The sequence below is a fragment of the Candidatus Methylomirabilota bacterium genome (genome assembly GCA_036005065.1).
Taxonomy (GTDB): Bacteria; Methylomirabilota; Methylomirabilia; order Rokubacteriales; family DASRDR01; genus DASYQW01.
This window is the reverse complement of the sequence record DASYQW010000216.1, coordinates 1-11,511: the sequence shown is the minus strand read 5'-3', so window position 1 is coordinate 11,511 and position 11,511 is coordinate 1. Positions and strand designations below refer to the sequence as shown.

Sequence of the window (11,511 nt, the reverse complement as noted above, 5' to 3'; positions counted from 1 at the left end):
GCAGGCTCGAACCTCGAGGACCAGCTGGTCCGGCGCCGGGGGCAGGATCGGCCGGCTCTCCACGGCAATCCGCCCCGGGCCCCCGTAGACGGCGGCGCGCACTGTCAGGCTCCCTGACGGGCAAGCGTCGGCGCGCCGTGCGCCCGAAGGAACGCACTGACGCGGCGCCGGCCGGGCAGACTCGGGATGCCGCCCCGACGCTCGGTACTGAGGGCCGCGGTCGCGTTGGCGAAGGCGAGGATCGCTTCGAGCGCCGAGCGGTCGGGGACCGCGAGAGGACGCCCATCCGAATCCTCGAGGAGTCCCACCAGCATCGCGGCGACGAAGGCGTCACCAGCCCCGGTCGTGTCTATGGCCTTGGCCGGGAAGCCCGGAACCTGGCCTTCTCCAGCCCGGCCCGCGTAGGCACAGCCGGCCGGACCCAACGTGGCGACGACGAGCGAAGGTCCCATCCGGGTCAGGGCGCGGAGGCCTCGATCGAGGTCAGTCTCCCCCGTCATGAACCGCAGCTCCTCGGCATTGACCTTGACGCAGTCGGTGGCGTCGACGACCTCCCGGAGCCGGCGCCGGGCTGTCCGCGCATCGGGCCAGAGATCGCGGCGCAGGTTCGGGTCGTACGAGCAGAAGACGCCGGCCGCGCGTGCCTCCCGGAGCGCGGTGAGCGTGGCCCGGCGACTCGGGTCGGCGATGAGACTGATCGAGCCGAAGTGGAAGACTCGGGCATGCCGGATGCGCTCGCGCATCGCCGACGTGAGCCGGAGGCCGAGATGCGCGGGCCGCGTCCCGTGGAACAGGAAGTCGCGATCCCCATCCGCCCGCAGCGAGACGAAGGCGAGGGCGGTCTGCCGATCGGTTAGCCGGACGACGGTTCCGACGTCCACACCGTACCGGGCCAGCTGCTCGGTCAGGAACCTCCCGAGCGGCTCGTCGCCGACCGAGCCCAGGAACGCCGCGCGGCGCCCCAGGCGCGCCGCACCGACGGCGACGTTGGCCGGCGCGCCGCCGGCGGCCTTGCGGAAGCCAGGTGCGCCGTCGAGGCCGATGCCGGTACGGAGAGAGACGAGGTCTATGAGGGCCTCGCCAAGACAGACCACCTCGGGCAGGCCCGTCATCTCCGCGGCTCCGACGGGGAAGCACAGGAGTCGCGGACGACGAGGCTGGGGCTGAGCACAATCTCTTGGGCCCCGACGGGCGAGGCGCCATCCAGGCGGGCAAAGAGGAGCTCCACCGCCTTCGTCCCCATGGCGTAGGTGGGCTGGGCCACGGTGGTCAAGCGCGGCCGGAAGACGGAGGCCCATTCGAAGTCGTCGAAGCAGACGACGGAGAGATCCTCGGGGCAGCGCAGGTCCCGCTCAGCCACTGCGCGCATCAGCCCGATTGCCATCAGGTTGTTCGTGGCGAAGATCGCGGTCGGCCGCCGCGGCAGGTCGAGCAGAGCCCGGCCGGCTTGATAGCCGCCCTCGAGGCGGGAGTGGCCATCTCGCAAAAGCTCGGAGTCGACCGGAATGCCGGTACCGGCGAGGGCGTCCCGGTAGCCCTGGATCCGCTCGAGGGTCGTGGAGATCTGGGGCAGCCCGGTGATGGCCCCGATCCGGCGGTGCCCCAGGGCCGCCAGGTGCGCGACCGCTTGCCGGGCGCCGGCGACGTTGTCGACCACGACAGCGTCGGCAGGCAGGGTCGGGACGCGACGATCGATGAACACCAGCGGAGTCTGCCCGTCGAGGATGAACCGGTGATAGTCCTCGACCGCCCCGGCGGGAGCCATGATCACGCCGTCCACTCGCCGCGACCGCAAGAGCGCGAGGTACGCCCGCTCCTTCTCGAGTCGTTCGTCCGTGTTGCACAAAATGACCGCGTGGCCGCGGGCGTTGGCTGCGTCCTCGATACCACGGACGAGCGCCGTGAAGAACGGGTTAGTGATGTCCGAGATGATCAACCCGAGTGTCTGGGTCGCCCGCTTCTTGAGGCTGCGGGCGATGCCGTCGGGGTAGTAGCCGGTCTCGGCGATGGCGTGCCGCACCCTATCCTGGAGTACGGGACTGACATAGGCCGTGCGGTTGATCGTGGCCGAGACGGTGGCAATTGACACGCCGGCGTGACGGGCGACGTCCCGGATGGTGGCGATCCGGCCGGATGACAGGCTAGCCATTGGCGAAACGTTTAGCGAAACGTTTAGCCGAAAGCGTCGTGGCTGTCAAGCCCGACCCTGCCAGGCTTGTGAGGACGCAGGCCAGACCGGAGGCGCGCCGGGGCGAAAGCGAGCACCACGCGTCCGCTGAGCAGCGCCTAGCCCGCGGGAGTTGCCTCGGGGGTGCCGACCTGCTCGACCATGCCATCCCGCCTGACCACGACACGGTCGGAGATCGCCAGCGCCTCCTCCTGGTCGTGCGTGACGTACAGCCCAGACCTCCCGGCCTCGGGCGTCTCGAAGCCGGCGACCATTCGAAGGGTGGTCGTCTTCCCGCACCCCGACGGGCCGAGGAGCGACACGAGCTCCCCCTGGTCGGTCATCGAACTGAAGGGACGGAGCGCGTCACCTCGCGCACCCGTCCGACTCGAGCGGGGAGTGCGGGGTGGGCGAGCTCGCATTCGAGCCCGACCAAGGCCCGCGGAGAGGGCGCGTCCGCGCGGTCGCGCGTGCCCGTGAACACGTTGCCCAGGACGCCGGCGACCATCTCCGCGGGCGCGAGGGGAATGCCGGCCGGCAGCACGGCGACCGGAGAAGGCCGTCAGCTCGATGCCGCGGCGAAAGTTCTCGGAGCCGTCCACGGGGTCGACGATCAGCGTGGAAGGCGGCGGTCCCAGATCAGCCCGGCTGCGGAGTTCCCGGCGCTCCTCGGACAGGACGCAGAGCGGGGTGCGCCATGGCGAAACGTGTGGCGAAACGGTTAGCCGACCTGGGCTTGGCGTCAAGGGGCCACGGGAGCGGGCCAGATGCGCAGGCGGCCCGGGTCGACGACGATGGTGACCGTTCCGGTCAACAGGGGTTTGCCGGCTGGATCGTGCGCGTCGACGATCAAGGTCTGGGCACCGAGCCCCACCCGGTAGCGCACCGTGGTGCCGAGGTAGGTCGCCGACAGCACCTGAGCCGCGAGGCCGTCGCCTGCGGCGCCCGGCGATGCGATCCGGATCGCTTCCGGCCGGAGCGCCACGACAACCTCGCCGGCGCCGGAGAAGTCGGGGGGAAGCGGCAGGACTAGCGAGCCGATCCGCAGCCGGCCGCTGTCGAGCGTCGCGCGGAGCAGGTTGACCTGGCCGACGAAGCCCGCCACCCACGGGTCCGCCGGGGATTCGTAGATCTCGCGGGGCGTGCCCACCTGACGGAGAAGCCCGCTCGCCATGACCGCGATCCGGTCGGAGACCGCGAGGGCCTCCTCCTGGTCATGGGTCACGTAGACCGTCGTGATGCCGAGGCGTTGCTGCAGCTCGCGGACCTCGGCCCGGACGCTGACGCGAAGCTGCGCGTCGAGGTTCGAGAGTGGCTCGTCCATCAGAAGCACCTGGGGCTCGACGATAAGCGCGCGTGCGAGCGCCACCCGCTGCTGCTGGCCGCCCGACAGCTCGCGGGGGAACCGCCCCTCTAACCCCTCCAGGCGGACGAGCCGCAGCATCTCGCGCACCCGCTCCGCGACGGCCGGCCGCGAGGTGTGGCGGAGCCGAAGCCCATAGGCGACATTGTCGAAGACGCTCATGTGGGGGAAGAGGGCGTACTCCTGGAAGACCGTGGAGGTGGGCCGGGCGTAGGGGGGGACGCCGCGCTGGGCGACGCCGCCGATCCAGATGTCGCCGGCGTCGGGCCTCAGGAAGCCGGCGATGAGCCGGAGCACGGTCGTCTTGCCGCAGCCGCTCGGACCCAGGATGGTCGTCAAGCTCCCGCGCGGGATGTCGAGCGACACGCCGGCCACCGCGACCGTGTCGCCGAAGCGCTTGACCAGACCGTCGAGCCGGACGTGCAGCTCGGGCATCAGAGCTCGAAGAGCCGGACGCGACCGCCGGTGGCGAGACGAAAGCCGAGCAGCACGATGAACGCCGCCGTCATCAGGCTCGCCGCCATCGCGCTCGCCTGACCCCAATCGCCGTGCTCGGCGAGGGCCAGGATCGACGCCGAGGCGACGACGGTCCCGGGCGACACGAGGAACACGACGGCGCTCAGCGTGTTCATCGACCGGACGAACGTGAAGACGACCGCGCTCGTGAACGCGGCCCGGATGAGCGGCAGGGTGATGTCCCGGAGCGTCCGGATGGGCCGGGCGCCGAGATCCGCGGCGCTCTCCTCGATGCTGGGCGCGATCTGGGCGAGCGCGGCCACCGCCGCCCGGTACCCGACGGGCAGGGTCCGGAAGAGCATGGCGGCGACGACGATGGCCGCGGTCCCGGTCAGGGCAAGGGGCGGGGTGTTGAAGGCGAGGATGTACGCCACCCCGAGGAGCGTCCCGGGGAGGGCCCCCGGCAGGACGGCCGCGAAGTCGAGGACCGCTCGGCCGGGGAAGCGACCGCGCTGGAGGAGGAAGGCGGCCAGCACCGCGAAGACGGCGCCGCCGGCCGCGGCCAGCGCGGCGAACCGGACGCTGTTCCATAGCTGGCGGCCCCGGAAGACCGTGTATTCGAAGTTGTCGATCGTGAAGCGCCAGTCGACCCCCCAGGTCCGGGCGAAGGCGCCGACGAAGACGCCGGCGTACGTCGCGACCAGCACCAGCGCGACGAGCCCGCAGCCGGCCACGAGCAGGCCGCGGAGGAGCGGGGACGTCGGCGGCGGCGCCGGGAAGCTCCCCTTCCCCGTGACCGTGGCGTGCGAGCCGCGCCCTTCGAGCGCATAGCGCTGCAGGCAGAAGAGCATCAGACTCGGGACAAGCAACGCCGTGGACAGCGCGGCCGCCGTTCCCAGATCACCCCAGCCGGTCACCTGCGTGTAGGTCTCGGTGGCGAGGACCTTGAAGGGACCGCCGACGAGCATGGGGTTGCCGAAGTCGCTCAGCGTGTAGATCCCGACCAGCAGCGCGGCGCTCGCCAGCCCGGGGAGCGCCAGCGGGAGCGTCACGGTGCGGAACCGTGCGAACCCCCGGGCCCCCAGGTCCTGGGCCGCGTACTCCAGCGTCGGGTTGATCCGGCGCAGGACACCGGCCAGCGTGAGGTACGCGATCGGGAAGAAGGCCAGCGTCTGGACCAGCCACACTCCGTGCCAGCCGTAGATGTCCCCCGACAGGCCGAGGAGGGAGTGGGTGATCACCCCCCGGCGGCCGAAGAGGAGGATGAAGGCCAGCCCGCCGACGAACGGAGGCGAGACCAGCGGCAGGATGGCGACCAGCTTGAACAGCGTCCGCCCCGGCACGTCAGGCCGAGAGGTGGCGAAGGCGAAGAGGAAGCCAACGGCGACGGCCGAGACGGTGGAAAGAGCCGCGATCAGCAGGGTGTTGCCGGCCAGCCGGAGGTAGCGCGGCTGGGTAAGGAGCCGTCCCCACTCGGCCCACCCCGGCTCTACGAGAACCCGCGCGACGGGCAGGACGACGAACCCGCCGAGGCCGACGACGACGAGGCCGAGCGCGACGGCGCTGGCCGCGTCGAGGCTGAGCGCGCGGGGCAGCGGCGCGAAGCGCGTCGGGCGCCCGGCCCGCCCTACTTCTTGAAGAGCTCCCCCCACTGCTTGAGGATCCGGGCCCGGTGCTGGGCCGCCCAGTCGAGCTTGTAGTCGACGAGGTCGAGCTTGTCCAGCGGCGTGGCGCCGAGCGGCAGGCTCACGTCCGAGCGGAGCGAGCCCTCGAAGTTCAGGTCGACGACGAGCTGGATCGGGTCGTGGCCGAGCACCCAGTCGACGAACTTCTTCCCGCCCTCGGGGTTCGGGCAGCCCTTGATCAGCGAAACCGATCCGATGTCCCAGCTCACGCCGGCCGGGTGGACTAGCGTCACCGGGTAGCCGGCCGAGATGGCCTTGAGCGCGTCGTGCGCGAACGTGATGGCGATGAGGAACTCGCCGGCGGCCACCATCCGGGTCGGGGCGATGCCGCTCGGCGTGTAGAAGCGGACGTTCTTGTCGAGCGCCGTGAGATACTCCCAGCCCTTCTCCTCACCGAGGCGGAAGAACTGCCCGACGACGAAGGTGAAGCCCGTCCCCGAGGAGAGCGGGCTGGGGGCGACGATCAACCCCTGGTACTTCGGGTCGAGGAGGTCCTCCCACGTCTTCGGCATCGGCGCCGCGCCGAAGTCCTTCTTCCACCGCTCGGTGTTGATGGCGATGCCCTGGACGGTCAGCGAGCTGCCCGTCCAGTGACCCTCGGGGTCGACGTAGCGCACCGGCACCTCGGCCCGGCGCGGTGTCTTGTACGGCTGCAGCAGCCCCTGGGCCTTCATCGACTCGGCGATGGCGCGGGAGATGCCGAAGACGACGTCGCCCTTCGGCGCCTGGCGCTCGGCCTGGACGCGGGTCGCCACCTCGCCGGCCGAAAGTCGGATGAAGTCCGCCTTGCCCCCGGTCTGGCGCTCGTAGAGCTGCATCAGCCGGGCGAGCGTGTACTCGTGGATGACCCCGTAGACCATCACCGGCCGGCCCTGAGCACCGGCGGGCACGGCCGTGGCCAGCACCGCCAGCAGGCCGAGCCCCAGGATCCGGTCACGACGCACGGACACCTCCTGCGTGGAGCGTCAGGTACTGGTCGAGGACCGCCCGCGTCCGTTCGAGGGCGTCCCGGGTGTGGAGCTCGACGACCCACCAGTCGCAGCGCGCGTCGACCAGCGCGTCGAGCGCCGGACCGAGTTGGGCGACGTCGGTGGCGGGGTGGTGGGTATCCTCCGTCTCGGTATAGTACACGTGGGCGGCGGCGACCCGCGTCGGCACGGCGCGCAGGACGTCCACGACCGAACCGTGGCGGCGTTGGACCCAGGCGCTGCCGTGCGCGTGACCGAGGTCGAAGCAGGCCGGCGCGCCGGTTGCGCGAAGCAGCCGGGCGAAGGTCTCCGGATCGCTGGTGAGCCCGAGCCGGAGGTTCTCGACCGTCACGAGGACGCCGCGCCCGGCGGCGTACTCGAGCAACACGGTCAGGTTCCGGATGAGCGTGTGCCATGACAGCTCCTCCGGCTCGAGCGCGTGGGAGCCGACGTGGAGGTTCAGGTGACGGGCGCCGAGGTCGGCCGTCACGTCGACGTACTCTCGGAGGATCCGGAGGGCCGCGGCGGCGTACTCGCCGTCCCGGTGGCCCAGCTCGAGATCGGTGTAGGGCGCGTGGAGGGAGGCGAGCGGCGCCGCGCTGCGGAAGCTGTCGAGCGTCCGCTGGCGGCGCGCGCGGGCCACCGCGACCCGCATGTTGTCGAGCCCCCACTCCACGCCGTCATACCCGCGAGCGCCGACGTAGTCCCGCACCGCCACGACGTCGCGCCCGAAGGGCGCATTGCAGAGCATGAGCCGAGGCATCATCGTACCAGAATCCCCCGCTCATCGAATTTGTGAGTGCGGCGGGGCGACCATAGCCGGTCGCGTGCCGTCTGTCAAGCGCGGTGAGGCTGGCGTCGTCGGTACATTGCGGCCCGGCCGCGAGCTAGGCTCGGCAGCGGTTGGCCGGCTTGCGGGCTATGCTATGGTCCGGATGCCTCACGGTTCCCTGCGTCCGACGCGAAAATCGACGGCTCTGCTGCTCGCGGCCCGGGTCGACCCGCACTCGCGCGGCCCACCGGCGTCGAGCGGCGCGAAACGAGCGGACGCGAGGCGGTCATCCACCGTAGCCCCAATTCCAGCACGGGCGCCGCTCCAGCCAGAACCAGTCGTCGCAGAAGTCCTCGGCGCAGCGGCGCTCGCACGCGACCCGGGTGAATTCCCCCAGGCACGTTAACCGGCCCCCGGCCCGGCAGTAGCAGGCGCCGCGGAGCATCGCCGGATCCGCGTGCTGGGTGGAGGGCGCCGGCGCGGTAATCGCCAGGAGTCCGAGTAGCGCGCCCAGCCCGATCCGCGTCCGCATTTGACCCCATTGCAGCACCTCTCTATACTCCAGCGCAATGATCCGGCGACTCCCTCTCGCAGCGTTGATCACACTCCTCGCCAGCGGATCCGGCCACGCCGAGCCGCCGCCGTTCCGTATTCGGCCCATCGTGCTCATGGGCCAGCCGGCTCCGGGCGGCGGCCGCTTCGAGCACGTCAGCGTGGAAGCGCAGCCCGTGCTCGCCCCCGTGAACCGGCGCGGTCAGGTTGCGTTCTTCGCGACCCTGCTCCGGGGTCCGGCCGGCGAAGGGCTCTTCGTCACCGCGGGCGACCGCATCCGGAAGGTTGCCGTCGATGGCGATCCGGCTCCCGGCGGCGGCACCCTGTCCGGCTTCGCGAAGCATCCCATCCCGTCGCTCAACGACGCGGGGACCATCGCTTTCGCGGCGGCGGTCAGCGGCGGCCGGACGGTGGAGGGTGTGTTCGTCGCGAGCGGCGGCCGCCTCCGGACGATCGCGCTGGCCGGGGATGCCGCGCCCGGCGTCCCCGCCGGCACCCTGGCCGCGGTCGACGTCCCCGCGCTGAACAACCGCGGGGACGTCGCGTTCCTCGCCACGGTCCGGCGCGGCCGCGAAAGCCTTGAAGCCATCTACGTCAGGGCCGGCGGTCGGCTTCGAAAGGTCGTGGTCCAAGGCGAGCCCGCCCCAGCGGGGGGAACGTTTGCGGGCTTCGGCGTGCCAGTGGTCAGCGATCGCGGACACGTCGCCTTCCCGGCCGTCGTGGAGGGTCGCGCGGTGCCGGGCGGCCTCTTCCTCGCGGATGGCGGTCCCCTCCGCATGCTCGTCGGCGCGGGGGAGCCCACGCCTCTCGGCGGCATCTTCGCCAAGTTCTCCGAGCGGATCGCGCTGAACGACACCGGCGCCCTGGTCTTCCTCGCGACGCTGAAGGACGCGCCGGTGGCGAGCGGGATCTTCGCGGCCGACGGCGGCCGGGTCCGCCCGGTGGCGGCACTCGGCGACCCGGCGCCGGGCGGCGGCGTGTTCGCCCACTTCGGCCTGTGGCCGACGGTGGCCGCTGACGGCCCGATCGCCTTCACCGCAGCCGTGGACCGCAGCGCTACGACCGTTGCCGTCTTCGTGGCCGCCCCGGACGGCCTCCGCCGCATCGTCGGTGTCGGGGACGACCTGCCAGGGGTCGGGCCGCTCGCCTCGTTCGGGCTCTATCCGATCGCCGCCATCGCCGCCGGCCGCGTCACGTTTGCCACCGCAACGACCGCGACCGGCGAGGGTGTCGAGGGGATCTTCATCGCGGAGCCGGGGCGCCGGCCCTGAAGCCCCGTGGGCCTCAGTTCATGTCACGGGGCGGGTACTCCCGCCAGACATTGGCTGCGGTGATCAGCTGATGACGGGTTGTGGTCCGCGGCGGCACGGGCTCGCCGCGGAGCATGCGCAGGGCGAGGGATAGGATGTCGTAGCCGTATCGGTCGAGATAAAACGCGACCGATCCGATCACGATGCTGCCGCGGTTGTACGGATCGATCTCCTTCCGCTCGCTGACGCCCCCGTGAATCGATCGGTCGACACCGTGGCTCACGATCGCGGCGTCCTGCGCGCGTCCGGCTGCCTCGAGCGCGCCCTTGGCAGCCAGCGCGGTGGCGTCGTCCATGGCGGCTACCACGATCTTCGCGCCCGGATGGGCGGCCATCGCCTTGCCGAGGAGCGGCGCGACCTGACTCGGATTGCCGTGCGTGTCGAGACTCAGCGGCCGCAGGGTCGGCAGGTGCCGCTTGAGTCCCTCGGCGACGCCTTGCGCCCGTTCGGGCGTTCGACTGGCCTGGTCGCCCAGGGCTCCCACCAAGACGCCGAGGAGCGGCTGCCCGGGCCAGTTCCGGCTCGCGAAAGCGCCCAGGGTGTCGCCGGCGATCCGGCCCGCCGCGAGATTGTCGGCCGTATACAGCGGCGCCCCCGGGACTGGGTAGTTGACAGCCAGCACCGGAATGCCGGCCGTCCGCAACTTCTCGGCGACCTCGAGATTCGCCGCCAGGTCTTGGTGATACTGAATGTACAGGTTCACCTTCCGGTCGATCGCATCGATGGCGTTGGCGACGGCCTTGCTTGCATCCCGCTGGTTATCGTAGAACACGAGGTCGATCGGCAGGTCTCGGACGGCCAGCAAGAAGCTCTCGCGGACATCACCGCCGGTGAAGCCGGTCCCCTCGAGTGCCACGCCGGGTTCCCCGGTGAGATTCGCGAAGGCGACGAGGTACCGAGGTTCGGCGGCACGCGGCGCCGGCCCTCCGGCCGCGGCCCCGACGACGAGACACGCGAGCGCGACGGCGGCGAGGACACGCCAGCGCCTCTCCGGAGGCGCCGGCGTGCGCGGGGGCGGACTCTCCCGCTTAGCGGATCCCTTCGATGGCAACGAAGTTCCCGGTCATACCGACCGCCTTCGGCACCGTCATGCTGAAAAAGAACGTCGCGCGGCCGGTGCGGGCCGCTTCTTCGGCCATCAGATCGGTGCGCACATTCTCGATGATGTGAATGCCGTTGTCCGTGATCAGCATGTTGTGGACGATGAACGCCTCTTTCGGATCCTCCCCGGGAATGACCTCGACGGCCCACTGATCGGCACCGACCGCCACCACCTTCTGGTCGATCAGCCACTTGGCGGCGTCCTTGCCAATGCCGGGCTCACCCGAGTTGAACTCGGCGTTCTTGGCGGGGTACTGCATGAACAGGTCACCCCAGCCCGTGTGGACGACCACGATGTCGGCTTCGCGCAGGGTCACGTTGTACATCTTGAGGCCAGCCTGGATGTCGGCGGCCGTGATCACCGTTCCTTTGTCGAGGCACGGCTTCCGGCACGCGGGGTTGCTCTTCAGCTTGCCCGCCTGCTCGAACACGCGGACCGCGTCCACGAGCACGCCGCGGGTGGCGAAGCTCTTGAGATGCTCGAGGCCAAGGCGGGTCATGTAGTTCTGGTTGATGTACTTCCCCATGGGGGTCTGGTTGTAGTAGCAATCCTTCCGCCCGATGTGCCCCATCCCATCGAGATGCGTGCCGACGTGGCTCTGGCTGAGCCAGGTGTCCTCCATGTAGGTCAGCTGGTTTTCGCCCAGCGCGCCGCCGGGCGCAAGGGTGGTGGCGGTGAGAATGGTCTTCGTGAAGCGGGACCCGAAGAGCGGGATCCCGTCCACCAAGACATGGGACATCAGGATGACCTTGCCCTCCTGGATCTCCGTGGCCGCTGCCTTGGTCACGGCCGGGGTGACCCGATTGGTGGCGCCGGTCTGGTCGTTAGGGCCCCACGGCGAGGCCGGTACGACCGACTTGCAGTCGGTCTGGGCGAAGGAAAGCGAGGCCGAGCCGAGCAGCGCGACTAGGATGACGGCACACGTCGTGTACCTCACGAAAGGCCTCCTTTCGGGCATCCGGCCCCGAGGGGCGTTGGCGAGGAGAGCATACGCGGTGCGCCCCAATGCTGTCGCGATCGGTCGGCGCTGTCAAGCTGGCTCCGCGGGCGCGAGGCCTGCCACCGCCCAGGGCCCCGATTCACATCCGGCGTCCGCGACCCATCAGTCAGCGGGCGGCTCCTCGCCTGGCGGAAAG

General features: G+C 70.8%; 10 protein-coding genes and 1 pseudogene. 1 reads left to right on the top strand and 10 read right to left on the bottom strand.

The features are described from left to right. Positions 1–104 precede the first annotated feature (104 nt). The 8 genes and pseudogenes from VGW35_15990 to VGW35_15955 all read right to left on the bottom strand — a co-directional run bounded on the left by VGW35_15990 (position 105) and on the right by VGW35_15955 (position 7,943). The gene (locus VGW35_15990; protein ID HEV8309160.1) at positions 105–1,112 is read right to left on the bottom strand and encodes a PfkB family carbohydrate kinase; all 1,008 of its coding nucleotides are present in this window, start codon (positions 1,110–1,112) and stop codon (positions 105–107) included. Continuing rightward, positions 1,109–2,149, bottom strand: coding sequence for a LacI family DNA-binding transcriptional regulator (locus VGW35_15985; protein HEV8309159.1), 1,041 nt, complete (start codon positions 2,147–2,149; stop codon positions 1,109–1,111). The genes VGW35_15990 and VGW35_15985 overlap by 4 nt, the downstream gene beginning before the upstream one ends. 260 nt (positions 2,150–2,409) lie before the next feature. Further along, a pseudogene (locus VGW35_15980) lies at positions 2,410–2,589 on the bottom strand (ATP-binding cassette domain-containing protein). A gap of 320 nt (positions 2,590–2,909) precedes the next feature. Next, positions 2,910–3,965: an ABC transporter ATP-binding protein gene (locus VGW35_15975; GenBank protein HEV8309158.1), complete on the bottom strand. Its 1,056-nt coding sequence runs from the start codon at positions 3,963–3,965 to the stop codon at positions 2,910–2,912. Further along, the gene (locus VGW35_15970; protein ID HEV8309157.1) at positions 3,965–5,638 is read right to left on the bottom strand and encodes an iron ABC transporter permease; all 1,674 of its coding nucleotides are present in this window, start codon (positions 5,636–5,638) and stop codon (positions 3,965–3,967) included. Before VGW35_15970 ends, VGW35_15975 begins: the two co-directional genes overlap by 1 nt. Beyond that, positions 5,614–6,615, bottom strand: a complete 1,002-nt coding sequence (locus VGW35_15965) for an ABC transporter substrate-binding protein (protein ID HEV8309156.1) — start codon at positions 6,613–6,615, stop codon at positions 5,614–5,616. The genes VGW35_15970 and VGW35_15965 overlap by 25 nt, the downstream gene beginning before the upstream one ends. Beyond that, on the bottom strand, positions 6,605–7,405 hold the full coding sequence (locus VGW35_15960) for a TIM barrel protein (protein ID HEV8309155.1): 801 nt from the start codon (positions 7,403–7,405) through the stop codon (positions 6,605–6,607). The genes VGW35_15965 and VGW35_15960 overlap by 11 nt, the downstream gene beginning before the upstream one ends. 292 nt (positions 7,406–7,697) lie before the next feature. Further along, positions 7,698–7,943: a hypothetical protein gene (locus VGW35_15955; GenBank protein HEV8309154.1), complete on the bottom strand. Its 246-nt coding sequence runs from the start codon at positions 7,941–7,943 to the stop codon at positions 7,698–7,700. Positions 7,944–8,007: 64 nt separating this feature from the next. On the opposite strand from VGW35_15955, the gene VGW35_15950 reads away from it, so the two are divergent. Beyond that, positions 8,008–9,234 (top strand): choice-of-anchor tandem repeat NxxGxxAF-containing protein, encoded by a 1,227-nt coding sequence (locus VGW35_15950; protein ID HEV8309153.1) that lies wholly within the window; start codon positions 8,008–8,010, stop codon positions 9,232–9,234. A 13-nt stretch (positions 9,235–9,247) separates the two neighbouring features. Here the strand turns inward: VGW35_15950 and VGW35_15945 are convergent, their stop codons facing one another. Both VGW35_15945 and VGW35_15940 read right to left on the bottom strand, forming a co-directional pair. Next, positions 9,248–10,129: a substrate-binding domain-containing protein gene (locus VGW35_15945; GenBank protein HEV8309152.1), complete on the bottom strand. Its 882-nt coding sequence runs from the start codon at positions 10,127–10,129 to the stop codon at positions 9,248–9,250. Positions 10,130–10,301: 172 nt separating this feature from the next. Then, complete coding sequence (locus tag VGW35_15940) at positions 10,302–11,312, bottom strand: cyclase family protein (GenBank protein HEV8309151.1); 1,011 nt, start codon at positions 11,310–11,312, stop codon at positions 10,302–10,304. Positions 11,313–11,511: the final 199 nt, after the last annotated feature.